The sequence below is a fragment of the Collimonas sp. genome (genome assembly GCF_039923675.1).
Taxonomy (GTDB): domain Bacteria; phylum Pseudomonadota; class Gammaproteobacteria; order Burkholderiales; family Burkholderiaceae_D; genus Collimonas.
Genome location: NZ_JBDTCG010000052.1, coordinates 22,246 through 45,859 on the forward strand (window position 1 = coordinate 22,246; position 23,614 = coordinate 45,859).

The following is a 23,614-nucleotide window of genomic DNA, read 5'->3' on the forward strand; positions in this document are numbered from 1 at the left end:
TTTGTTCTTGAAATTTTCTTCAACAGCTTATTTGTCGTCGCCGTTGGCAGGCGCCACAACAATCGGCTTCAGGATCTTGACCTTCGCCTTCTCTTTCAAGACATCGACGTAGGCCAGCATTTCCTGCTGCGCCAGAATGCCGGTGATCTGCTGCTGTTCGGCCGTGCGGCGCGCCGCGTCCTGGGTCGCCGGCTGTCCGACCTTGCCGATACGGTACAAACCATAGCCTTGCAACGGCAGCACCACGCCGACATAGGCAGGCAATTTGTTGACGTCAGCTTTCATGACCGCTTCAAACGCCAGTGGATTAACGCCTTGGTTCTTGGTGCGCGACACAGTTTGCACCGCAGCGAAACCGCCGGCGTTGTCTTGTGCCTTCAAGGCAACCAGCTTCTCTTCGCCGGCTTTCTTGGCCAGCGCAGCTTCTTCGGTACGCGTGACTTTGTCGCTGATAATCGCCTTGACCTCATCGAACGAACGCTTGGTCACCGGCTTGTACTCGACGACATGGCCGGCGATGAAGGTATTCGGAGCAATTTCGATCGCTTCGGTGTTGTGCTTGTTCTTCAGCGCTTCATCGGCATACAGGGCGGTCAGGAATTTCTGGTTGTTGTACGGAACCGTAGGCGCAGCGGCAGGGTTCGGCTGGCGGCCCAGATTCGCAGCAGTCTGGATTTGCAAATGCAGCTTGTCGGCGACAGCCTTAAGGCTGTCGGCCTGCTCATACACGGTATTGCTGAAAGCTTCTGCCAGCTCGGTGAATTTACGCGCAGCCAACTGCTTCTTGATTTCTGCCGCGATGTCCGTCTTGACTTCATCCAGCGGCTTGACCTGCGCCGGCTTGATGCCGGTCAGCTCGATGATGTGATAGCCGAAATCGGATTGCACCAGATCGCTGATCTCGCCTTGCTTCAGCTTGTTTGCGGCATCTTCGAATGGTTTCACCATCGAACCGGCGCCGAAATAACCGAGATCGCCACCCATTTCAGCAGAGGCTGTATCTTGTGAATTCGCCTTGGCGATTTTTGCAAAGTCGGCCGGCGTCTTGCGGACTTCCGCCAACAGGCTTTCTGCCTTGGCCTTGGCTGTAGCTTGCTCGGCGGCAGGCGCATCTTTTTTCACCGAAATCAGGATATGACTGGCGCGGCGCTCTTCCGGCGTGGTGAAGCGGGCAACGTTCTGGTCGTAGTACGTTTTGATATCGGCATCGCTGACAGTGATTTGCGAGGCGGCCGCGGCGCTGTCGAGCACCACGTAATCCGCCTTGATCTGCTCAGGAATCTCGAATTCCTTCGGATTTTTGGCGTAGTAGTCTTGCAGCATGGCGTCGGTGACCTTGACCTGCGACGCATAGTCGGCCGACTTGAACAGCAGCTCTTGCACCTCGCGCTCCTGGTCGTTGATATCGGACAAGCGGGTGGCGACGGTCTTTGGCGTGAATGCGGTGGTCTGTACCGCGCCGTTCAGCTGTTGCATGGCCATATCCTGGCGCAAGCGCGCTTCATACATGGTCGGCGTCATGCCTTGTGCAGCAAGTAAAGCGTGGTATCTGTCGTTGTCGAACTTACCGTCGGCGCCGAGCAGAGCAGGAACACCCATGATGGTCTGCTGCAGGCTTTGATCGGACACGGCCAGATGCTCGCTAGTCACGGCCGAGGCCAGCACGCGTTGCGAAATCAGATTATCCAGCACGCCCTGCTTGGCTTCCGGCGTTTCCATCATTTTCGGATCGAAACGATCGCCATATGCCTGACGCAAGCGTTCCATCTGCTCGCGCAACGCGCCGTCCAGCTCCTGCTGGGTGATAGGCTGGCCGGCGACCTTGGCCACCGTATTGGCGCCATCGCCAAAGCTGCTATAGCTTTGCAGCCCGACTAGAGCAAATGAAGGGATGATCAACAACAGCAGCAAGAACTGCATCAAGCGCTGATGGGTACGGACAAATTCAAACATGGTCGGCCAATCGAGATCAAGCGGCTAAGAAATAAACCTGGAAATTAGGCTACAGCAAAAGCTACAACATAACTGAATGCAACATATGAGGCAACAACACAAACCAATTGCACATAAGAAAAAAGGCGAACTTTCGTTCACCTTTTTTGTATTTTGGCGGAGTGGACGGGACTCGAACCCGCGACCCCCGGCGTGACAGGCCGGTATTCTAACCAACTGAACTACCACTCCTAAAACTGCTCGCAAATTTTATAAACAAATTCGGATTTTCTGTTTGACCATGTGCCGAGCATCTAGCCGGTCAAACAATTGACGTTTGTCACCACGTCAAAGAACGCTAGTTTACAGCATCTTTCAACGCTTTGCCAGGCTTAAATTTAGGAACTTTCGCTGCCTTGATCTTAATTGCTTCCCCGGTACGCGGATTACGGCCGGTACGGGCCGCGCGTTTGCCGACGGAGAAGGTGCCGAAGCCGACCAGGGTCACGCTGCCGTTCTTCTTCAACGTCGTTTTTACTGCCGCAATCACAGCATCCAAGGCGCGTGCCGACGCTGCTTTGGAAATATCAGCCGACTTGGCAATGTGATCGATCAATTCAGTTTTGTTCACGTAGGTCCCCTCATAGGAATGGAATATCGAGATGCGATTTTCGGGATACGGTTGCGCCATCAAGGCCCGCATCGCGCGTGAAAAACATCGCAGGTGGCGTGCAGAAAAAATCTGCAAGTGGCTATTAAACAAGCCGCAAAGCCTTGTGTCAAGCCGTTGGCAGACAATACCGGCGATGTTTAACCTGATTTTACAAACTTGATATATTCAACACCAAAATGAAGACAAATGAAGACACGCGAATAAAAAAAGCGCCCTCGCGGACGCTTTTTTGGAACGACTTGGCTAACGTGATTCAGCCTGATTCAACAGCTTAGTGCTTGACCACGCTCGGATCAGCCTTCTCGCTGCCTTTGGCGACCGTAGCCGCATCCAGCACCGCCTCTTCTTCTGTCAACGGCACCGGCTGACGTTCCAGTGCAATTTCCAGCACCTTGTCGATCCAGCGCACCGGCACGATTTCCAGCTTGTTCTTGACGTTGTCCGGAATCTCGGCCAGGTCCTTCACGTTCTGCTCTGGAATCAAGACCGTCTTGATGCCGCCGCGATGCGCCGCCAGCAGTTTTTCCTTCAAGCCGCCGATCGGCAAGACTTCGCCGCGCAAGGTGATTTCACCTGTCATGGCTACGTCCGCACGCACCGGAATACCGGTAAAGATCGATACCAATGCAGTCGTCATGCCGACGCCGGCCGACGGTCCGTCTTTCGGCGTTGCGCCTTCCGGCACGTGAATGTGGATATCGCTCTTGTCGAAAGCCTCGCTCTTGATGCCCAGCTTGCTGGCGCGGCTGCGCATGACGGTACGCGCCGCCTCGATCGACTCCTTCATCACGTCGCCCAAGGTGCCGGTACGAATGATCGCGCCCTTACCCGGCATCCTGACGGCTTCGATAGTCAGCAGTTCGCCGCCCACTTCTGTCCATGCCAAGCCGACCACCTGGCCGATCTGGTTTTCCTTCTCGGCGACGCCGTAATCGAAGCGCCGCACACCGAGGAATTTATCGATGTTCTTGGTAGTGACGGCAACCTTCTTCTCCTGCTTCTTCAACAGCAGCAGCTTGACCACCTTGCGGCAGATCTTGGAGATTTCGCGCTCCAGCGAACGCACCCCGGCTTCACGCGTGTAGTAACGGATGATGTCGCGGATCGCGCCTTCTGCTACGCTGATTTCCTCTACCTTCAAACCGTTGTTCTTGATTTGCTTAGGCAGCAGGTAACGCAGCGCGATATTGGTCTTTTCATCTTCGGTGTAGCCGGACAAGCGAATCACTTCCATCCGGTCCAGCAATGCCGGCGGGATGTTGAAGGAGTTCGAGGTCGCCACGAACATCACATCCGACAAGTCGAAATCGACTTCGATGTAATGGTCCGAGAACGTATGGTTCTGCTCAGGATCCAGCACTTCCAGCAAAGCCGAAGACGGATCGCCACGGAAATCCATGCCGAGCTTGTCGATCTCGTCCAGCAGGAACAGCGGATTGCGCACCCCGACCTTGGTCAGGCTTTGCAGTATCTTCCCAGGCATCGAACCGATGTAGGTACGGCGATGGCCGCGGATCTCGGCCTCGTCACGCACGCCACCCAAAGCCATCCGCACGAATTTACGGTTGGTGGCGCGGGCGATCGATTGACCCAGCGAGGTTTTACCCACGCCCGGAGGACCGACGAAACACAGGATCGGCGCTTTCAGCTTGTCGACGCGTTGTTGCACGGCAAGATATTCCAGGATGCGTTCCTTGACCTTGTCCAGGCCATAGTGATCGCCTTCCAGCACTTTTTCCGCATTGCCGAGTTCGTTGTTGACCTTGGACTTTTTCTTCCATGGCAGGCCGACCAGCGTATCGATGTAGTTGCGCACCACGGTCGCTTCGGCTGACATCGGCGACATCAGTTTCAGTTTCTTCAGTTCGCTCTGGGCTTTTTCCAGGGCTTCCTTAGGCATCTTGGCGGCCAGGATCTTCTTTTCCAGCTCTTCCAGATCCGCGCCTTCTTCGCCTTCACCCAATTCCTTCTGGATCGCCTTGACCTGCTCGTTCAGATAGTATTCGCGCTGCGATTTTTCCATCTGGCGCTTGACGCGGCCGCGGATGCGTTTTTCCACTTGCAGGATGTCCAGCTCGCCTTCGAGCTGGCCTAACAGGTGCTCGTAGCGCTTGGCGATATTGAAAATTTCCAGGATCACCTGCTTTTGTTCAAGCTTCAGCGGCAAGTGCGCGGCGATGGTGTCAGCCAGGCGGCCGGCGTCATCGATGCCGGATAGCGAAGTCAGGATCTCCGGCGGGATTTTCTTGTTGAGTTTGACGTACTGGTCGAACTGCTGCACGATGGCGCGACGCATCGCTTCCACTTCAGCTTCATCGCCCAATTCGGATTCGAGCGGCGTCAGGTCGGCCACGAAATGCGTGTCGAGTTCGCTGATGTGGTGGATACGGGCGCGCTGCGCGCCTTCCACCAGCACCTTGACGGTGCCGTCAGGCAGTTTCAACATTTGCAAAATGTTGGCGACGCAGCCGATTTCATAAATATCGTCTGGCGACGGTTCGTCCTTGGCGGCAGCTTTCTGAGCTGCGAGCATGATGCTCTTGCCCTGTTCCATCGCGGCTTCCAGCGCCTTGATGGACTTCGGACGGCCGACGAACAATGGGATCACCATATGCGGAAATACAACCACGTCCCGCAATGGCAAGAGAGGCAACTGAGTTTGTTCAGTAAATGTAGAAGTCGTCATGGCGAGCCTTATCAAAAAAACTTACTAATGATGTTGGCACGAGTGGCCGAAACTCAAGCCCCGGTTTCAACAATAAATCACCATTACCAGCGAGCTTCCGGAAAAGCCCCTGTTTTTGCGAGGGCAAATAAAAAAGCCACACGCGAAGCTGACTTCGGGTGGCTTTGCGATTGAAGCCAAATCGTATATTTTGAGAAATTGTACTACTTTTGAGTCAAAAACCTGTTTAAACCCCTGTTTTTTACAAGGCTTTACAATATTTCCGGATTTACCCGGCCGGCACCGGCCAGCCAAAATCGGCCGCAACCAGCGCCAACAGGAGCGGCGCGCTTATTTTGCGCCGGAGACCTTCGGTTGCTCATGATAAATCAACAATGGCTTGGCGCCATTGGTGACGGTATTTTCATCGATCACCACCTTGGCGACGTTTTGCTGGCTTGGCAAATCGTACATAACGTCAAGCAAGACATGCTCCAGGATCGAACGCAAGCCACGGGCGCCGGTTTTGCGCGCCAGCGCGCGCTTGGCGATGGCTTGCAGCGCCGCAGGCCGGATTTCCAGCTCGGCGCCTTCCATCTGCAACAGCTTGGAATATTGCTTGACCAGCGCATTCTTCGGCGCAATCAGGATCTCGATCAGCGCTTCTTCGTTCAGCTCCGCCAAAGTGGCGATCACCGGCAGACGGCCGACCAGTTCAGGGATCAGGCCAAAGCGGGTCAAATCCTCAGGTTCGGCATCCAGCAAGACTTCGCTGGAAGTACGCTGGCTCTGGCTCTTCACATTTGCCGAAAAACCAATGCCGCTCTTTTCCGAACGCTCGGAAATGATCTTCGCCAGGCCATCGAAAGCGCCGCCGCAAATGAACAGGATATTGGTGGTGTCGATCTGTACGAAATCCTGATTCGGATGCTTGCGCCCGCCTTGTGGCGGCACCGAGGCCATGGTGCCTTCAATCAGCTTCAGCAAGGCTTGCTGCACACCTTCGCCCGAGACGTCGCGGGTGATCGACGGATTATCGGATTTACGCGAAATCTTGTCGATTTCATCGATATATACAATACCGCGCTGCGCCTTCTCGACTTCGTAATTACAGTTCTGCAGCAACTTCTGAATAATGTTCTCGACGTCTTCGCCGACATAGCCGGCTTCAGTCAAGGTGGTCGCATCGGCGATCACGAAAGGCACATTCAGCATGCGCGCCAGCGTTTGCGCCAGCAAGGTCTTGCCGGAACCGGTAGGACCGACCAGCAGGATATTGCTCTTCGCCAGTTCGATGTCGTCTTTCTTGCCGAGATGCTTGAGACGCTTGTAGTGGTTGTATACCGCCACCGACAAGATCCGCTTGGCAGGCTCCTGGCCGATCACGTATTGATCGAGCAGCTCGCTGATTTCCTGCGGGATCGGCAATTCCGATTTTTGGCCATCCAGCGTTTCGACGTTCGACGCTTCATCGGTAATGATGTCATTACAGAGATCGATGCATTCATCGCAGATGAACACCGATGGCCCGGCGATGAGTTTTTTCACCTCATGCTGGCTTTTGCCGCAGAAGGAGCAGTAAAGCAGTTTTTCGCCGCTGGAAGATTTTTTATCAGGCATAAAGGCAGTGTTTAAGTAAAACTAAAGGGGGCGCGTTGTCCAGGGAACAAACAACAGACGACAGGCATTGATTTTATACTACCCGCGAAATCGATGTTCGTCACGTTCGGGACATTTTTGAAAAGCAAAACGCCCGTACCTTTGGGGGCCGGGCGCCGAGCATTCCTGCAACTACACAATGATCAAACTCATCAAACTGATCAAGCGCGCGTCGCCAGGACTTTATCAATCAGACCATATTCCACTGCGGCTTCCGCCGACATGAAATTATCCCGATCCGTGTCCTTGCCGATCTGCTCGATAGTCCGGCCAGTCTTGTCGGCCAGGATACCGTTCAGGCGCTCGCGCAAATACAGGATTTCGCGGGCCTGGATCTCGATATCCGAAGCTTGCCCTTGTGCACCGCCTAAAGGCTGGTGAATCATGATGCGCGAGTTCGGCAGCGAGAAACGCTTGCCCTTGGCGCCGGCGGCCAGCAGGAAAGCGCCCATCGAAGCGGCCATGCCGGTGCACAGCGTCGACACATCCGGCTTGATGAACTGCATGGTATCGAAAATCGCCATGCCGGCCGACACCGAACCACCCGGCGAATTGATGTACAGGGAAATGTCCTTTTCAGGGTTTTCACTTTCCAGGAACAGCAATTGCGCCACGATCAGGTTGGCGGTCTGGTCATTCACCGGACCAACCAGGAAAATCACGCGCTCGCGCAATAAACGCGAATAAATATCATACGACCGTTCACCGCGGCCGCTTTGCTCAATCACGATAGGCACCATGCCGAGCATGTCAGTATCCAGTGCCGAATTACGATTAAAGCCAGTCATATTCTTCCTTATGGAGAGCACTCAAAACCTTAACCCGCAAATAACCTCTACGGCGTCGTTCCCGCAAACGCGGAAATCCATTTTAATCAGTAAACTGGATCCCCGCGTTCGCGGGGACGACGACAGTCTGGATAGTCACCGGCAGGTTTAAGTTTGTTGTTGCCCGTTGTTGCTCATCAATTCATCGAACGCAACCGACTTTTCAGTCACTTTCGATTTGCCCAACACGTAGTTAACGACGTTTTCTTCCAAAACAAGGGCTTCGACCTCAGCCAGACGGCGACGATCGCTGAAATAGTACTTCAGGACTTGCTGTGGATCTTCGTAACTTTGAGCAAAGTCTTCAACTTGCGCCTTGACCTGCTCTGGTGTTGCCTGCAATTTGTTCTCTTTGACCACTTCGGCCAGGATCAGACCCAGGCGGACGCGGCGCTCGGCTTGTGCTGTGAACAGCTCTGGCGGGAAAGGCATGTCGTTGACCTTCATGCCGCGTTGCGCCATGTCCTGGCGTGTCATTTCAACCAGACGCTCGACGTCTTGATCCACCAGCGCCTTAGGCACTTCCAGATCGCTGACCTTGATCAGGGCATCCATCACGCTGTCTTTGTTCTTGGCCTTGACGCGTGAACCGACTTCGCGTTCCAGGTTCAGCTTGATGTCAGCGCGCATCTTGGTCAGGTCGCCGTCATCGATACCCAAAGTCTTGGCAAATTCTGCATCGACTTCCGGCAGGTGCGCCCATTCCAGCTTCTTCAGCGTGATGGTGAACTCGGCAGTCTTGCCGGCCACATCCTTGCCGTGGTAATCCGCCGGGAATGCCAGTTCAAAAGTCTTGGCTTCGCCGACTTTCAGGCCGATGGTTGCGTTTTCGAACTCAGGCAACATGCGGCCTTCGCCCAGCACGTAGGCGTAGTCGTCTGCCTTGCCGCCCTGGAATTCAACGCCGTCGATCTTGCCGACGAAATCGACAGTCACGCGGTCGCCGTTCTTGGCTGCCAGGTCGCTGCCGCCATCGCCGTGCTCGCCTTGCTCGCCCTTGACGTGGTAGTGCACGCGTTGCTTGCGCAGGATGTCGATGGTTTTATCGATTTCCGCGTCGCTGACTTCAGCCTTGGTCCTTTCGACCTCAACCGCAGTCAGATCGCCGATCTTGACTTCAGGATAAATTTCGAAAGTCGCATCGAACGCCAGCGTGCCTTCAGCAACGCCTTCGCTGTTCTTTGGCTCGATCTTCGGGTAACCGGCGACGCGCAGGTTGTTTTCGTTGGCTGCAGTGTTGAAAGCGTTGCCGACCTTGTCGTTCAACACTTCGGTTTCCACCTGGTAGCCGTATTGTGCTGCGACCATCTTCATCGGCACTTTACCTGGGCGGAAGCCAGGCGCTTTAGCGGTGCGAGCGCGAACCTTCAGGCGCTTCTCGACTTCGGTTTGCACTTCGCTGATAACGATAGTGAGGGTAAGGCGGCGTTCAAGTTTATCCAGAGTTTCGACTGCAGTTGCCATGTGGATCGTCCAAAAATTAAAAATTCCGTGGTGCGACCAGAGTAAATGGCTTGAATGTTGTCATTTTCACCCCAACCCTGTCGCGCTAAAGTCCGATATTCTATACGTAAAACAGCCGGTTGCGCCAAAACGCGTCGCTGCGCAGCTATATAAGGCAGCGAATAACCCGGCCCAACCCGTTTATTTGAGTGGAATCGGGTTGCTGGCCGGCACCGGCACGGCAGTCACGCTGTTTTGCGGGCTGCCATCCACCAGCTTATCCGAATACGTCAGATACACCAGCGTATTCCGCTTCGGGTCGACCAGCCGCACAATGTGCAAGCGCTTGAACAAGATCGACATGCGCTCGGTAAACACATCTTCCTGCAACGGCAGCTTGCCGATGAATTGGACGGTGGTCGCCACCTGACGGCAGGCGATTGATGCCTCGGCCCGGTCTTCCGCCAAACCGACAGTGCCCTTGACGCCGCCGGTACGCGCCCGCGAGACATAACAGGTCACGCCCGTCACCTTGGGATCGTCATAAGCCTCGACCACCACCCGGTCATTGCGGCCGACCCAGCGAAACGCCGTGCTGACCTCGCCCACCTGTTCCGACGCCGCCTGCGCTGTGCCGGCCGCGAATGCCGCGAAACCAAGCAAGGCAAACAACAGCCGCGATTTTGTACGCATGTTGATTCCGAGAAAGAAAAATCCGATTGTATGCTGAAGTGCCGGCTTTTTGCTGCCCCATGCCCCAATAGATGACAGAAGGCACAGGCGTAAAAAAACCCTCGACAGAGGGTTCTTCAATCTTCAGCCAGGCGGTAAACCAATACCGGCAGAGCTGGTGCGACCGAGAGGACTCGAACCTCCACAAGATTGCTCTCGACAGGACCTAAACCTGTTGCGTCTACCAATTTCGCCACGGTCGCATTTGCTTCATCCCGTCCAATACAGCATTGCCATATCGGACAGCCCGCTATTCTACTGCAAGCTGTCCGATATGGCGAGAGGCAACGATGCTTTCCCGTCAAAAATGTGCCCGGATGGCAATGTACACATTACTGCGGCTTCTTGACCCGGAACCAAGCCGCATACAAGGCCGGCAAAAATAGCAGGGTCAAGCCGGTGGCGACAATCAAGCCGCCCATGATCGCCACCGCCATCGGCCCCCAGAACACCGAGTGCGACAAGGGAATCATAGCCAGCACCGCCGCCGCCGCGGTCAGCATGATCGGCCGGCAACGGCGCACCGCCGATTCCACAATCGCATTCCAGGGTGCGACGCCGCTGGCGATATCGTGCTCGATCTGGTCGATCAGGATCACCGAGTTGCGGATGATCATGCCGAACAGCGCAATCACCCCCAACTGGGCGACGAAGCCGAACGGCCGGTGCAGGATCAGCAGCGCCGCAGCGGCGCCGGCAACGCCCAGCGGGCCGGTCAGGAACACCAGCAACGAGCGCGAGAAACTGTGCAACTGCAGCATCAGCAAGGTGAAGATGATAAAAATCACCAGCGGCACATTGGCGGCGATCGAATCCTGTGCCTTGCCGGCGTCATGCGCCGCGCCGGCGACGTCGATCAGATACCCCGGCGGCAGCTGCGCCCGGATCTTGTCGAGCTGCGGATTGATCTGGTCGGTCACGGTCGGCCCCTGCACGCCGTCGATGACGTCAGATTGCACCGTAATCGCCCAGTTGCGCCACTCGCGCCACACCACGCCGGGCTCCCAGACCAGCTTGACCGTGGCCACCTGCGCCAGCGGCACCGACTTGCCGCCCGCGGTCTGAATGTTAGCTTGGTTCAAGGCGTCGATGGTAGCGCGTTCGTCAAGCGGTTGCCGCACCACGATGTCGATCAGGCGATCGTGTTCGCGATACTGGCCGATGGTGGTGCCTGTCAACAAGGTATTCACGGTCTGCATCACGGTTTGCGAGCCGATCCCCAGCGTACGCAATTTATCCTGGTCCAGATCGACCCGCAGCACCTTGACCGACTCGTTCCAGTTATCGTTGAGGCCGACGATATTCGGATTGGTATTCATCACGCCCTTGACCTGGTCGGCAATCGCCCTGACCTTGGCGGCATCGGTGCCGCTGACGCGGAACTGCACCGCATATGGCACCGGCGGTCCGCTTGGCAACAGCTTGACGCGGCCACGGACTTCCGGGAATCCATGCTTGAAGGCGTCGGTAATTTTCAGGCGCAAGGCGTCACGCGAGGCCAGGTCTTTGGTCAGCAACACCAGTTGCGCCACATTGGTCTGCGGCAGGATCTGGTCCAGCGGCAGATAGAAACGCGGGCTGCCGCTGCCGACATAGGTGGTCATGCTTTCCAGCTCCGGCGCATTATGGATATAGGCCTCGAACTTCTTGGCCTGCGCTTCGGTGGCCGCAAACGAGGACCCTTCAGGCAGCCACAGCTCGATCATCAGTTCCGGCCGGCTGGAATCGGGGAAAAATTGTTCTTCGATAAACTTGAAGCCGAACACACCCAAGGCAAACACCATCAAGGTCAAGGCGATGGTGGTCTTGCGCCACTCGACACACCAGTTGACGGCGCGCCGCACGCGCGAATAAAACGGTGTATTGAACAATTCATGATGGCCATCGGCGTCCGCAGCCGGCTTGACCTTGAGCAGCAGATAGCCGATATACGGCGTGAACAGCACCGCGACCAGCCAGGAAATCAGCAAGGCGATCGCATTCACCGAGAACATCGAAAACGTGTATTCGCCGGCAGCCGACTTGGCCAGCCCGATCGGCAGGAAACCGGCAGCGGTGATCAAGGTCCCGGTCAGCATCGGCATCGCTGTGGAGGTATAGGCAAAGGTCGCCGCCTCCAGCCGCGATAAGCCCTCCTCCATCTTGCGCACCATCATTTCGACGGCGATGATGGCGTCGTCGACCAGCAAACCCAGCGCGATGATCAGCGCCCCCAGCGAGATCTTGTGCAAATCGATGCTGAAGATGCGCATGAACAGGAAAGTCACCGCCAGCACCAGCGGAATCGTCAGCGCCACCACCAGGCCCGGCCAGACATCGATACGGAATGGTTTGGTGTGAAACCCGAGCGACAGGAAACTCACCGCCAGCACGATCAATACCGCCTCCATCAAGGTCTTGAGGAATTCATCGACCGATTCGGCGACGATTTTCGGCTGATCGGAAACCCGCTCCAGGTTGATCCCGACCGGCAGCTTGGCCTTGATTTCCGCGGTCATGCGCACCATGTCCTTGCCCAGCGCAATGATGTCGCCGCCCTTCACCATCGAGACGCCCAGGCCGATGACTTCCTTGCCGTTGTAGCGCATCTTTTGGGAAGGCGGATCGATGTATTCGCGCTTGATGGCGGCGAAATCGCCGAGCCGGAACGTGGTGTTATTGGCCCGCAGCTGCAGGTTTTCCAGGTCCTTGGGCGAGGTCAGCGCGCCGCTCACGCGGATCTGCAGATTGTCGCTGGCGGTGACCAGGACGCCATTGGCTTGCAGCGCGTTCTGCGCGCTCAGCTGATTGACGATGTCTTGCACCGTGATGCCCAGCTGGGAGAATTTTTTCTGGGAGAATTCGATGAAGATCTTTTCATCCTGCACCCCGAACAGATCGACCTTGGCCACCGATTGCAGGGTCAGCAACTGCTGGCGCACGAAATCAGCGTAATCCTTGACGTCGGCATAGTTGAAGCCATCGCCGGAAACCGCAAAGATCGAGCCGTAGGTTTCGCCGAACTCATCGTTAAAGAACGGTCCCAACACGCCTTGCGGCAAGGTCAGCTGGATATCGCCGATCTTCTTGCGCACCTGGTACCAGGCATCCACGGTTTCCTTGGGCGTCGCCGACTCCTGCAACGTCAGAATGATCAGCGTTTCCCCCGGCTTGGAGTAACTGCGGATAGTGTCTATATGCGGAGTTTCCTGCAGCTTCTTTTCCAGCTTGTCGGTAACCTGGTCGGCCATCTGCAAGGCGGTCGCACCCGGCCATTGCGCCGACACCACCATGGCGCGGAAGGTAAACGGCGGATCTTCGTCCTGCCCGAGGCGGCCGTAGCTCAGGATGCCGCCGATCACCAGTACCACCATCAGGTAACGCGTCAGCGGTATATGTTCCAGCGCCCAGCGCGACAGATTGAAACCACCCTTTTTGCCGTCGCTCATCGGGCAGCTCCGCCGGCGGCTGCAACCTTGGCGGCCGGCAGGCTGGCTTCAGGTGCATTCAGGATTGTGACCTTCTGCTCCGGTTTCAATTGATTGACGCCGGCTGTGACTACCTGTTGACCACCTTTCAGCGCACCCTGGATCCATACTTCATTACCGTGCTGGCCGGTAATTTCCACCGGCACCTGGCGCACCTTGCCGCCATCCACCACCCACACCACGCTATGGTCCTGCACTCGCAGCAGCGCGGTGAGCGGCACCTTGAGCGCATCGTCGCTGGTTTTGCTGGTGAACGCAGCGTACGCCGTCATTCCCAGCTTGACGTTAGGCGTATCGTCCGGAATCGCAATCTTGATGGCGTACGTGCGCGTCACCGGATCGGCGATCGGCGACACTTCGCGCACCTTGCCGTGGATTACCTGTTTTGGATCGGTCCACAAACGTACCTGCACATCGCTGCTGGCGCGCAGCTTGTCGACCTGGTTCTCAGGCGCGCCCACCACCACTTCCTTGGCGCCCTGGCGCGCCACGCTGACCACCGGCGTACCAGCCGCCACCACTTGCCCGGCTTCGGCATTGATAGCGGTAACTACGCCGTCTACATCCGATTCCAGGGTGGCGTACGCGGTCTGGTTCAGCTGTCCGCTGAGGGCCGCCTGCGCCTGATCGTAGCTTGCCTGCGCCGCCTTGAAAGCCGTATCTTTCTGGTCCAGCACCGCCTGGCTGACGAAATTCTTGCCACGCAATTCCTGGTAACGCTTGAAGTCGGCCTTTGCCGTGTCGCGGTTGCTGGCCGCCGACGACAACGACGCCGCCGCCTGCGCTTGCGCCAATTGCAAATCCTTCGGGTCCAGCCGCATCAATACCTGGCCGCGCTTGACCAAGGTGCCTACATCCACCTGGCGCGCAATGATCTTGCCGCCAACGCGAAAGCCCAGCTGCGATTCATAGCGCGCCTGCACCGCGCCGGGCAGCTCGGAGGTGACGTCGGCATTGGCCGGATTCAGCACGATGACGCGCACCGGGCGGATATCTTCGGCCTTTTCCGGTGGCTTGGAACAAGCTGCGAGCAAGGACAATGAGGACAATGCGCAAATAAACAATAAACGAGCGGCAACCCCGAAAGTGAGCCGGGGAGCGCTAGCCAATGCATGCGGAGCAGCAAGCGGACGCGGATTTATCTGGGTCGACACGTTTTTTCCTTTACTATTCTGGGCTGTTGTCGTTTTGCGCATTGCCATCAGGATATTTATTATATGTACGGTGGGCGCCGCTGCTACGGATTCAGCCGGCCCTCACAAATTAATAACTTTAAAGTCAGTAATTATAATTGCGCGCGATCAAGTTTGCCCAAGGCTTTTTTGCATCCGCCAATAACAGACACAAAAATGTCTTTTTAATAAAATCCTCTCGCCTGCGCCTAATGCCCACCAACCATTACGAAAATTTTCCGGTCGCGTCGCTGCTCCTGCCCGCCCGCTTGCGCCCCGCAGTCAAAGCCATCTATGCCTTTGCCCGCAGCGCCGACGACATTGCAGATGAAGGCGACGCCAGCGCCGACCAGCGCTTGCGCGAGCTGAATGCCTATGAAGCCGCATTAGACAAGATAGAACAGCGGCAAGCCGCCGAAAACCCGTTGTTCCAGACGCTGGAACAGGTCATCGTTGAATACCGGCTGCCGCTGACGCCGTTTCGCGATTTGCTGTCCGCATTCAAACAAGATGTCGTCACCACCCGTTACAGTCAATTTCCCCACCTGCTCGATTACTGCAGGCGCTCGGCCAATCCTGTCGGTGCATTGATGCTGCACCTATATGGCGCAGCGAGCGAGCAAAACCTGCGCGATTCGGACGCAATCTGCTCGGCGCTACAGTTGATTAATTTTTGGCAAGACGTCGCCATCGACTGGGACAAAGCCAGGATCTACCTGCCGCTGGAAGACCTGCAGCGCTTCGGCGTATCGCAGGTGCAGCTCGCCAACGGCACGGTGGATCATGCCTGGCGTCGTCTGATGGAATTTGAAGTACAACGCGCGCGCGCCATGATGAGTGGCGCCCATGGCCTGGCGCTGCGGCTGCCAGGCAGGATCGGCTGGGAGTTGCGGCTGGTGATACAGGGCGGCTTGCGTATCCTGGAAATGCTGGAAGCGGTCGATTATGATATGTTCCGCCGACGACCGAAACTGCAGAAAGCCGATTGGCTGCTGCTGGCTTGGCGCGCCTTGCGCATGAGATAAAGTCATAAAAATCAGCAAACAGGCAGCGTTTCTTACGTATACTTCGGACTAGCTGTTTTCCTGCGGCCTGCAACGCACGTTTATTGCGCACGCATTCTCGCGAATTTATTACCGTTCTTATATCCATGTCCCCAGACGATTACTGCCAGCAAAAAGCCGCCCAGAGCGGTTCCAGTTTCTACTACAGCTTCCTGTTCCTGCCGGCCGAGCGTCGTCGCGCCATTACGGCGTTGTATGCGTTCTGCCGCGAAGTGGACGATACGGTCGATGACTGCACCGATGAAAGCGTAGCGCGCAGCAAGCTGATGTGGTGGCGCAAGGAAGTCGCCGCCATGCTGGCCGGCAATCCATCGCACCCGGTGACCCAGGCGCTGCAGCCGCATTTGTTGACCTACAACCTGGAAGGCAAGCATCTGCAGGCGATTATCGACGGCATGGAAATGGACCTGAACCAGACCCGCTACCTGGATTATCCCGGCCTGAAACAATACTGCTGGCATGTGGCCGGCGTGGTCGGCATCCTGTCGGCCAGCATCTTCGGCGTGAGCCGGCCGCAAACCCTGCAGTTCGCCGAAAAGCTGGGGCTGGCTTTCCAGCTGACCAACATCATCCGCGACGTCGGCGAAGATGGCCGCAAGGGCCGCATTTATTTGCCGGTCAATGAACTGCAGCAATTCAACGTCACCGCCGCCGACATCCTCAACGCCCGCTACAGCGAGAATTTCGTCAACCTGATGCGCTTCCAGGTGGCGCGCGCGCAGCAAGCCTATGACGACGCCTTTGCCTTGCTGCCCAAGCAAGACCGGCGCGCCCAGCGTCCCGGCCTGATGATGGCGGCGATCTACCGCGCCTTGCTAAACGAGATTGAACGTGACGGCTTTCATGTGCTGAGCCAGCGCATTTCGCTGACGCCTATCCGTAAACTGTGGCTGGCGTGGAAGACTTATGTACGCGGTTGACAAGTTGATCGCATCCGCTCTCTTTCCGGTCTTCTGAGATGCGCCTCGAAGCACGGCAGATTGCCGTCATCGGCGCCGGCTGGGCCGGCTGCAGCGCCGCCGTCGACCTGACGCAAGCCGGTCACCAGGTGACCTTGTTTGAAGCCAGCCGTCAGCTGGGCGGCCGCGCGCGCCGGGTCGTCATCGGCGAAACCGTTCTTGATAACGGCCAGCACATCCTGCTGGGGGCATACAAGCAAACTTTGCAAATAATGCGCACTGTCGGCATCGATCCCGACAGCGCCATGCTGCGCCTGCCATTGCAAATGTGCTATCCGGCCGACAGCGGCGGCATGACCTTTGTTGCGTCGCGCTTGCCGGCCCCTTTGCATCTGCTGGCGGCGCTCTGGCGTGCGCACGGCCTGGAGCGTGAAGACAAGCTGGCGCTGGCGCGCTTTTCTTCGGCGGCGCGCTGGATGGGCTGGCAACTGAATGACGATTGCAGCGTCAGCACCTTCCTGGAACGTTTCGACCAGACCGAACGCCTGATCCGGCTGATGTGGCGGCCGCTATGCATCGCGGCCCTAAACACACTACCCGAACACGCCTCCGCCCAAGTATTCCTGGCAGTGTTGCGCGACAGTCTGGGCGCCCGCCGCAGCGCTTCCGACATGCTGTTGCCGCGGCATGACTTGAGTCGCCTGTTTCCGCAGCAAGCGGCGGCCTTCATCGAAGAACGCGGCGGCACCCTGGAATCCGGCCGCAGCGTCAGGCAATTGCGCCGCGATGGCGAGCAATGGCAATTGCAAAGCAACGACAACAAACAGAATTTCGATGCAGTCGTGATCGCCACACTGCCGGAAACTGCAGCCGCACTGCTGGAAGACTGCGCCGATGCCGCGCTGCTAACCGTATTGCGCAGTTTTGACTATGAGCCGATTACTACCTGCTATCTGCAATATGCCAGCGATATCCGCTTGCCGCGGCCGTTCTTCGCGCTCATTGACGATCCTGAAAATGCCAACGGCATGGCCGCCTGGGGCCAGTTCGTATTTGATCGCGGCCAGCTCGATCCGGGGCAGGCCGGCTTGCTGGCGGTGGTCATCAGCGCCTCGTCTGAGGCAATCCTGGGCGGCCATCAAGCCTTGAGCAGCGCGGTCGCCACGCAAATCGCAGTCGCATTCAAACAACCGCAACTGGCGCAACCGCTGTGGAGCCAGGTGATTTCCGAAAAGCGCGCCACCTTCGCCTGCACTCCGGACCTGGCGCGGCCGACCAATGACAGCGGCCTGCCCAAACTGATGCTGGCCGGCGATTACACCGCTAGCGACTATCCGGCGACGCTGGAATCGGCGGTGCGCAGCGGAAGGCAGGCGGCGCAAGAACTGTTGTTACAGCTACCTTAGCACTCTGCCGCAAGCTGCCACTTGAAAATGCTTCATGCCAGGCATCAATTGAATTGCACTGTGCAGACATGCTTTTCATCTACTATAACGGCACACAATAAATAATAGATTTGCGGAGAGCCCCCTATGCCTGTAATCACCTGCGTTGAAGATTTGCGCCTGCTGGCCAAGAAACGCGTCCCGAAAGCGTTCTACGACTACGCCGATAGCGGCTCCTATACCGAAAGCACTTACCGCGCCAACAGTACCGATCTGGCAGCGTTGAAATTGCGGCAACGGGTCGCCATCAATGTCGACCAGCGCTCCACCCGCAGCACCATGATCGGCGAGGATGTGACGATGCCGGTGGCGATCGCGCCGACCGGGCTGACCGGCATGCAATGGGCCAACGGTGAAATGCTGGGCGCCATCGCGGCGGAAAAATTCGGCATCCCGTTTACCTTGTCGACCATGAGCATCTGCTCCATCGAAGACGTCGCCAGCGTCACCACCAAGCCGTTCTGGTTCCAGCTGTATGTGATGCGCGACCGCGGTTTCATCAAATCGCTGATCGAGCGCGCCAAGGCGGCAAAGTGCTCGGCGCTGGTGCTGACCCTGGATTTACAGATTCTCGGCCAGCGTCACAAGGATCTGAAAAACGGCATGTCGGTACCACCGAAAATGACCTTGGCCAATCTGTTCGATCTGGCCACTAAACCCGGCTGGGCTCTGCGCGCACTGAGCGGCCGTAAATCTTTCGGCAACCTGGCCGGTCACGTCGCCGGCGCCGATGGCATCATGACGTTGAGCAAATGGACTGCCAGCCAGTTCGATCCGAGCCTGTGCTGGGACGACATCGCATGGATCAAGGAACAATGGGGCGGCAAGCTGATCCTGAAAGGGATCCTCGATGTCGAAGACGCCAGGATCGCCGCCACCACCGGCGCCGACGCCATCGTCGTCAGCAACCACGGTGGCCGCCAGCTGGATGGCGCGGTATCGTCGATTTCGGCGCTGCCGGCGATTGTCGATGCGGTGGGCGATCAGATTGAAGTGTGGTTCGACGGCGGCATCCGCAGCGGCCAGGATGTGTTGAAAGCCGTTGCACTGGGCGCCAAAGGCACCATGATCGGCCGCGCTTTTCTCTACAGCCTGGGGGCGATGGGCGAAGCCGGCGTAACCCGCATGCTGCAGATCCTGCAGCAAGAACTCGATGTCAGCATGGCGCTAACCGGCACCAAGGACATCAAGGATGTCGGGCCGCAGATCATTGTGTAGTCGGCGGCCGGCTCCGGCTTATAGCTTGCCGGCCTTTTTCAGACGCTCAGTCAGTCCGTCGGCGATATCGTCGTGGTCGAATTTCTTGGCCAGGTCGATCGCCGTCATGCCGACATCGTTCTTCAAGGTGACGTCGGCGCCGCTATCCAGCAGCAATTTGACCGTGCCGATCTTGCCGGCGCGCGCAGCCATCATGACCGGCGTTGTATTGTTGGGCGATCCGGCGTCGATATAGGCGGAGGCATCCAGCAGCATCTGCACGATTTCATCGTTGCCGATCGCCGCCGCGTAATGCAAGGCCGTCCAGCCGGTATTATTGGGTTCGGCTTCCTTGTCCAACAAGGCTTTCACCGCCGGCACATCGCCCTTGTAGGAGGCGACCATCAACGCGGTGTCGCCGTTGCGGGCGCGCAGGTTCAGATCGACGCCGCGCGCATTCAGCAAGAGGTTGAACACTTTCTTCGAATCCTCCCGCAAGGCCAGCATCAAGCCGGTTTCACCGCGCTCTTTTTCCACCAGATTGGGACTGACGCCGGCCGCCAGCAAGGCCTTCATGCTGCGCTCGTCGTCGAGTTTGACTGCCTTGAAAAAATCATCGGCGTTCTTGGCCCAGCTCAGCGCCGGCAGGCACGCAAACACCAGCAGCAGCAACAGAATTGCTGAAAAATATGAACGACCATGCATCCGGTTCGGTAAATTAAGCATGTGCCTGTTCCTTTGCCAGTTTGAACAGATTGAAAAAATTATCCGTGGTTTGCTGCGCGACCTGGGTTGCCGGCACGCCTTTCAAATTAGCCAGGAATTCGCCGACATGCATGACCCAGCCAGGCTCGTTCATCTTGCCGCGATGCGGCACCGGCGCCAGGTAAGGCGAATCGGTTTCGATCAGGGTGCTGGTCAGAGGCACGGCCAGCGCCACCGCCTGCAATTCCTTCGCGCTCTTGAAAGTCACAATGCCCGAAAAGGAAATATAGAAGCCCATCGCAATCGCCGCTTCCGCTACCGCCAGCGATTCGGTAAAGCAATGCATGACACCGCCGGCACCGCCGGCATCGGTGCCGGCACCCTCTTCCTGCATGATACGGATGGTGTCTGCGGACGCCGCGCGCGTGTGGATGATGAGCGGCTTGCCGGTAGCGCGCGAGGCGCGGATATGACGGCGGAAACGTTCACGCTGCCATTCCAGGTCACCCTGCAAACGGTAATAGTCCAGGCCGGTTTCACCAATGGCGATAATCTTCGGATGATCGGAAAGACGGATCAGGTCGTCGACGCTCGGCTCCGGCGTATCCTCGTAATCGGGATGGACGCCAACCGAAGCGTAGATATGCGGATAGGTCTCGGCCAGCGCCAGCACTTGCGGGAAGTCCGGCAGGTCGACCGACACGCAGAGCGCGTGAGTCACCTGGTTTTGCGCCATCTTGGCGAGAATTTCCGGCATCCTGGCGGACAGCTCCGGAAAATTGATATGGCAATGGGAATCGATATACATAAGGCGAATTATATAGCCTGCAGAGGCCGCTCATCGCTGAACGTTATCTGCAAGTCATGTTTCGAGCCATCGATCTGACAAACGGAGGAACTTTACTCCGCCAGACCCAAGGCTTGTTTTTGCAACTGGATCAATTCGCCGATGCCGCCCTGCGCCAGGTCCAGCAAGCTGTTCAAGGTAGGACGGTCGAAGGCGACGCCTTCCGCAGTGCCTTGCACTTCGATGAAATGGCCGGTATCGGTCATCACCACATTCATGTCGGTATCGCAGCCGGAATCTTCGATATAGTCCAGATCCAGCACCGGCGTGCCCTGGTAGACGCCGACCGAAATCGCGGCGACAAAGTGCTTCAGCGGAATCGCCGCGATCGCTTTGTCTTCCAACAGCTGCGCGAACGCATCATAGGCCGCCACCATGGCGCCGGTGATGGAGGCGGTACGGGTGCCGCCATCGGCCTGGATGACGTCGCAATCCAGGTGCAAGGTGCGTTCGCCGAACGCTTGCAAATCGAAGGCGGCGCGTAATGACCGTCCGATCAGGCGCTGGATTTCCTGGGTGCGGCCGGATTGCTTGCCGCGCGCCGCTTCGCGATCCATGCGAGTGTTGGTGGAGCGCGGCAGCATGCCGTATTCCGCGGTCAGCCAGCCCTGGCCTTTGCCCTTCAGGAAACCGGGCACCTTCTCTTCCAGGCTGGCGGTGCAGATGACTTTGGTGTCGCCGAATTCGACCAGTACCGAACCTTCGGCGTGTTTGGTGTAATTGCGGGTCAGGCGGACGGTCCGCAAGACATCGGCGGCGCGGCCGCTAGGACGGGTAATTGGCAACATGTTTATCCTTCGGATTTGCGAGACGAAGTCATCGCGCCTGGACCGGCTGGCGATAACTTCATCTTCAGGTAATCAAATATTCTTTTCAATGGCGCCGCGAATTTCGGCGATCGCCTGTTCGATATCGGCATCGCTGAAACCGTCCGGCTCATCCGTCGCGCCAAGCCGCGGCGCCTGGATGGTGGTGGTCAGGCTGCCGATCGGCAGTGTATGGGTGACAATCGAACTGGACGGGTCGTCGAGATTCGGGTCGCTGCCCCAGGCCATTGCCAAAGCCGTAACATTATCGCTGGTTTTGCCCGCAATCCCTAGTGCATTAATCACCAACTCCGGCACCGCCCTGACGATGGTGCTGGTTTGCAGCCGTTGCGCCAGGACGTGATCCGGCAGCATCGACCATAAGCCGTCGGAACACAAGAGCATGACATCGCCCGCCTGCAGGCTGACGCGGCGCGACAGTTCGACGATCGGCATGTTGGTGGCGCCGAGGCAGTTGAACAGCTTGTTGCGGTCGGGATGCGTAGCGCGTTCTGAGGGATCGGCCTTGCCTTGGGCGATCAGGCTTTCGATGCGCGAGTGGTCGCGGGTACGCGCCAGGATCTGGCCGTTGCGCATCCAGTACAGGCGCGAATCTCCGCAATGCGCCCAAAAGGCGCTGTTGTGCTGGATCAGGCAGGCCACCACCGTGGTGCGCGGCGTTTCCGACAACTTGTGGACTTCGCGGTAACGATGGATTTCCATGTGCGCGGCATAGAAAGCATCTTCCAGGAAGCGCTCCGGCTTCTTGATATACGGCTGGGCATTTTTCTGGAACAGCGAGCCGATGGTTTGCATCGCGATGTTGGCGGCGATCTCGCCGTGCAAGTGGCCGCCCATGCCGTCGGTCAGCAGCAGCAACAAGGCGTCACGCGTGAAGCTATATCCCATCCGGTCCTGATTGACCTTGCGGCCGCCGATATGGCTTTCTTGATAAACAGAAAATCGCATGACTTCTCTATATGGTGTTCTTACTGAAAATACAACTGAAAACTGCCGGCAGGACAGTCGCTCTCCTGCCAGCCGGCATGTTACTGGGTGTTTTCCTGGATCGTCGTATCCGGATTGCTCTCGGCTTTACGGCGGAACTGGATGTGGGTGAAGAAGACATTACGGATCTTGCGCGTCACCATATCGCGCACGCTCACTTCTTCTTCCTGCACCGGCTCCATCAAGGCGCGCTGCACCGCGAACACGCTTTGCGGCCGCTGCAGCGGATCAATCATCAGACACCAGCGCACCACCTGGATCAGTTCAGGTGAATACAGGCCTTCCAGCTTGCGGAAGTGGCCTTCCATCTTGTCGTTGACCTTGCGCTGGTCCACCGGCTGCGGCGGCGCGCCAACCATGCAGGCGAAAATCGAGGCGCCGATACTGTAGATATCGGTCCACGGCCCCAGGTTGCCATTTCGCTCATACAATTCGGCCGGCGCAAAACCGGGCGTATACATCGGATATAACTTAGGCGAATCGGAACGCAGCGTCTGGCGGGCGGCGCCGAAGTCGAGCAAGATCGGCGTGCCGTCGGCGCGCAGGTAGATATTGGCCGGCTTCAAGTCCAGATGCAGCAATTTATGCGTATGCACTTCGCGCAAGCCGTTCATCACGTGACGGAACATCTTGCGGATGAATTTCTCCGACACCAGCGGCTTTTCGCCTTTGTCGCGGCGGCGCAGAATGTGTTCCTGCAAGGAGCGGCCCGATTCGTAGGCCATCACCATGTACACCGTTTCATTGGCGCGGAAGAAATTGATCACGCTCACCACATTCGGATGGGCGATGCGCGCCAAGGCGCGGCCTTCCTCGAAGAAGCATTTCAAGCCGATCCTGAAAGTCGGCAGGTTTTCCGGCGAAATTGCCGGCGCCAGTTCGCCCCACTGTCGTAACGCCAGCGAACTTGGCAGATATTCCTTGATGGCGACTGCGTTGCCATCCTCGTCGTATGCCAGATAGACAATACTGAACCCGCCAGAAGCAATCTTCTTTACAATGCGGTATCCAGCAATTTTTAGCCCGTCAGGCAATGGTGCATTGTTTTGCGCGGCCATGCGATCCTACCCTAT

At 57.4% G+C, this 23,614-nt stretch carries 18 protein-coding genes and 2 tRNA genes; 4 read left to right on the forward strand and 16 right to left on the reverse strand.

Features of this window, described 5'->3' with window-relative positions; all coding sequences use genetic code 11:
* Positions 1-27: 27 nt before the first annotated feature.
* The 11 genes from ABI171_RS09720 to ABI171_RS09770 all read right to left on the reverse strand — a co-directional run bounded on the left by ABI171_RS09720 (position 28) and on the right by ABI171_RS09770 (position 14,552).
* A complete protein-coding gene (locus tag ABI171_RS09720) occupies positions 28-1,953 on the reverse strand; it encodes a SurA N-terminal domain-containing protein (protein ID WP_348092363.1) in 1,926 nt (641 codons plus the stop codon).
* A gap of 154 nt (positions 1,954-2,107) precedes the next feature.
* A tRNA-Asp gene (locus tag ABI171_RS09725) sits at positions 2,108-2,184 on the reverse strand.
* A gap of 106 nt (positions 2,185-2,290) precedes the next feature.
* Complete coding sequence (locus ABI171_RS09730; RefSeq protein WP_348092515.1) at positions 2,291-2,563, reverse strand: HU family DNA-binding protein; 273 nt, start codon at positions 2,561-2,563, stop codon at positions 2,291-2,293.
* Between the two features lie 313 nt (positions 2,564-2,876).
* Entirely contained in the window at positions 2,877-5,291 is a 2,415-nt protein-coding gene (lon, locus tag ABI171_RS09735; RefSeq protein ID WP_348092364.1) for an endopeptidase La, read from the reverse strand.
* 330 nt (positions 5,292-5,621) lie between these two features.
* Positions 5,622-6,890 carry an ATP-dependent Clp protease ATP-binding subunit ClpX gene (gene clpX, locus ABI171_RS09740; protein WP_038488443.1) on the reverse strand — a complete coding sequence of 423 codons (1,269 nt, stop codon included), beginning with the start codon at positions 6,888-6,890 and terminating at the stop codon, positions 5,622-5,624.
* 200 nt (positions 6,891-7,090) lie between these two features.
* Positions 7,091-7,717 carry an ATP-dependent Clp endopeptidase proteolytic subunit ClpP gene (clpP, locus tag ABI171_RS09745; protein WP_348092365.1) on the reverse strand — a complete coding sequence of 209 codons (627 nt, stop codon included), beginning with the start codon at positions 7,715-7,717 and terminating at the stop codon, positions 7,091-7,093.
* Positions 7,718-7,864: 147 nt separating this feature from the next.
* Positions 7,865-9,220, reverse strand: coding sequence for a trigger factor (gene tig / locus ABI171_RS09750; protein ID WP_348092366.1), 1,356 nt, complete (start codon positions 9,218-9,220; stop codon positions 7,865-7,867).
* A gap of 180 nt (positions 9,221-9,400) precedes the next feature.
* On the reverse strand, positions 9,401-9,892 hold the full coding sequence (locus ABI171_RS09755; protein WP_348092367.1) for a CreA family protein: 492 nt from the start codon (positions 9,890-9,892) through the stop codon (positions 9,401-9,403).
* A gap of 155 nt (positions 9,893-10,047) precedes the next feature.
* Positions 10,048-10,134: transfer RNA gene (locus ABI171_RS09760), tRNA-Leu, on the reverse strand.
* 129 nt (positions 10,135-10,263) lie between these two features.
* A complete protein-coding gene (locus tag ABI171_RS09765) occupies positions 10,264-13,359 on the reverse strand; it encodes an efflux RND transporter permease subunit (protein ID WP_348092368.1) in 3,096 nt (1,031 codons plus the stop codon).
* On the reverse strand, positions 13,356-14,552 hold the full coding sequence (locus tag ABI171_RS09770) for an efflux RND transporter periplasmic adaptor subunit (protein WP_348092369.1): 1,197 nt from the start codon (positions 14,550-14,552) through the stop codon (positions 13,356-13,358). The genes ABI171_RS09765 and ABI171_RS09770 overlap by 4 nt, the downstream gene beginning before the upstream one ends.
* A 230-nt stretch (positions 14,553-14,782) precedes the next feature.
* Here ABI171_RS09770 and hpnC point away from each other — a divergent pair, with 230 nt between their 5' ends.
* The 4 genes from hpnC (at position 14,783) to ABI171_RS09790 (ending at position 19,196) form a co-directional block, all read left to right on the forward strand.
* The gene (hpnC, locus tag ABI171_RS09775; RefSeq protein WP_348092370.1) at positions 14,783-15,595 is read left to right on the forward strand and encodes a squalene synthase HpnC; all 813 of its coding nucleotides are present in this window, start codon (positions 14,783-14,785) and stop codon (positions 15,593-15,595) included.
* Positions 15,596-15,720: 125 nt separating this feature from the next.
* On the forward strand, positions 15,721-16,554 hold the full coding sequence (gene hpnD / locus ABI171_RS09780; protein ID WP_348092371.1) for a presqualene diphosphate synthase HpnD: 834 nt from the start codon (positions 15,721-15,723) through the stop codon (positions 16,552-16,554).
* Between the two features lie 38 nt (positions 16,555-16,592).
* Entirely contained in the window at positions 16,593-17,939 is a 1,347-nt protein-coding gene (gene hpnE / locus ABI171_RS09785) for a hydroxysqualene dehydroxylase HpnE (protein WP_348092372.1), read from the forward strand.
* A gap of 126 nt (positions 17,940-18,065) precedes the next feature.
* Complete coding sequence (locus tag ABI171_RS09790) at positions 18,066-19,196, forward strand: alpha-hydroxy acid oxidase (protein WP_348092373.1); 1,131 nt, start codon at positions 18,066-18,068, stop codon at positions 19,194-19,196.
* An 18-nt stretch (positions 19,197-19,214) separates the two neighbouring features.
* Here the strand turns inward: ABI171_RS09790 and ABI171_RS09795 are convergent, their stop codons facing one another.
* The 5 genes from ABI171_RS09795 to ABI171_RS09815 all read right to left on the reverse strand — a co-directional run bounded on the left by ABI171_RS09795 (position 19,215) and on the right by ABI171_RS09815 (position 23,599).
* Entirely contained in the window at positions 19,215-19,901 is a 687-nt protein-coding gene (locus ABI171_RS09795) for an ankyrin repeat domain-containing protein (RefSeq protein ID WP_348092374.1), read from the reverse strand.
* Complete coding sequence (locus ABI171_RS09800) at positions 19,894-20,688, reverse strand: TatD family hydrolase (protein ID WP_348092375.1); 795 nt, start codon at positions 20,686-20,688, stop codon at positions 19,894-19,896. Before ABI171_RS09800 ends, ABI171_RS09795 begins: the two co-directional genes overlap by 8 nt.
* 92 nt (positions 20,689-20,780) lie before the next feature.
* Positions 20,781-21,515 carry a ribonuclease PH gene (gene rph / locus ABI171_RS09805; RefSeq protein ID WP_348092376.1) on the reverse strand — a complete coding sequence of 245 codons (735 nt, stop codon included), beginning with the start codon at positions 21,513-21,515 and terminating at the stop codon, positions 20,781-20,783.
* Positions 21,516-21,587: 72 nt separating this feature from the next.
* Positions 21,588-22,502, reverse strand: coding sequence for a PP2C family serine/threonine-protein phosphatase (locus ABI171_RS09810; protein WP_348092377.1), 915 nt, complete (start codon positions 22,500-22,502; stop codon positions 21,588-21,590).
* Between the two features lie 80 nt (positions 22,503-22,582).
* Positions 22,583-23,599 carry a serine/threonine-protein kinase gene (locus tag ABI171_RS09815; protein WP_014006434.1) on the reverse strand — a complete coding sequence of 339 codons (1,017 nt, stop codon included), beginning with the start codon at positions 23,597-23,599 and terminating at the stop codon, positions 22,583-22,585.
* Between the last annotated feature and the right edge of the window lie 15 nt (positions 23,600-23,614).

What these genes read in the sequence shown, in the direction of transcription:
- ABI171_RS09720 (WP_348092363.1), bottom strand. Translation starts at nt 1,953, where the DNA reads ATGTTTGAATTTGTCCGTACCCATCAGCGCTTGATGCAGTTCTTGCTG.
- lon (WP_348092364.1), bottom strand. Translation starts at nt 5,291, where the DNA reads ATGACGACTTCTACATTTACTGAACAAACTCAGTTGCCTCTCTTGCCA.
- clpX (WP_038488443.1), bottom strand. Translation starts at nt 6,890, where the DNA reads ATGCCTGATAAAAAATCTTCCAGCGGCGAAAAACTGCTTTACTGCTCC.
- clpP (WP_348092365.1), bottom strand. Translation starts at nt 7,717, where the DNA reads ATGACTGGCTTTAATCGTAATTCGGCACTGGATACTGACATGCTCGGC.
- tig (WP_348092366.1), bottom strand. Translation starts at nt 9,220, where the DNA reads ATGGCAACTGCAGTCGAAACTCTGGATAAACTTGAACGCCGCCTTACC.
- ABI171_RS09755 (WP_348092367.1), bottom strand. Translation starts at nt 9,892, where the DNA reads ATGCGTACAAAATCGCGGCTGTTGTTTGCCTTGCTTGGTTTCGCGGCA.
- ABI171_RS09765 (WP_348092368.1), bottom strand. Translation starts at nt 13,359, where the DNA reads ATGAGCGACGGCAAAAAGGGTGGTTTCAATCTGTCGCGCTGGGCGCTG.
- hpnC (WP_348092370.1), top strand. Translation starts at nt 14,783, where the DNA reads ATGCCCACCAACCATTACGAAAATTTTCCGGTCGCGTCGCTGCTCCTG.
- hpnD (WP_348092371.1), top strand. Translation starts at nt 15,721, where the DNA reads ATGTCCCCAGACGATTACTGCCAGCAAAAAGCCGCCCAGAGCGGTTCC.
- hpnE (WP_348092372.1), top strand. Translation starts at nt 16,593, where the DNA reads ATGCGCCTCGAAGCACGGCAGATTGCCGTCATCGGCGCCGGCTGGGCC.
- ABI171_RS09790 (WP_348092373.1), top strand. Translation starts at nt 18,066, where the DNA reads ATGCCTGTAATCACCTGCGTTGAAGATTTGCGCCTGCTGGCCAAGAAA.
- ABI171_RS09795 (WP_348092374.1), bottom strand. Translation starts at nt 19,901, where the DNA reads ATGCTTAATTTACCGAACCGGATGCATGGTCGTTCATATTTTTCAGCA.
- ABI171_RS09800 (WP_348092375.1), bottom strand. Translation starts at nt 20,688, where the DNA reads ATGTATATCGATTCCCATTGCCATATCAATTTTCCGGAGCTGTCCGCC.
- rph (WP_348092376.1), bottom strand. Translation starts at nt 21,515, where the DNA reads ATGTTGCCAATTACCCGTCCTAGCGGCCGCGCCGCCGATGTCTTGCGG.
- ABI171_RS09810 (WP_348092377.1), bottom strand. Translation starts at nt 22,502, where the DNA reads ATGCGATTTTCTGTTTATCAAGAAAGCCATATCGGCGGCCGCAAGGTC.
- ABI171_RS09815 (WP_014006434.1), bottom strand. Translation starts at nt 23,599, where the DNA reads ATGGCCGCGCAAAACAATGCACCATTGCCTGACGGGCTAAAAATTGCT.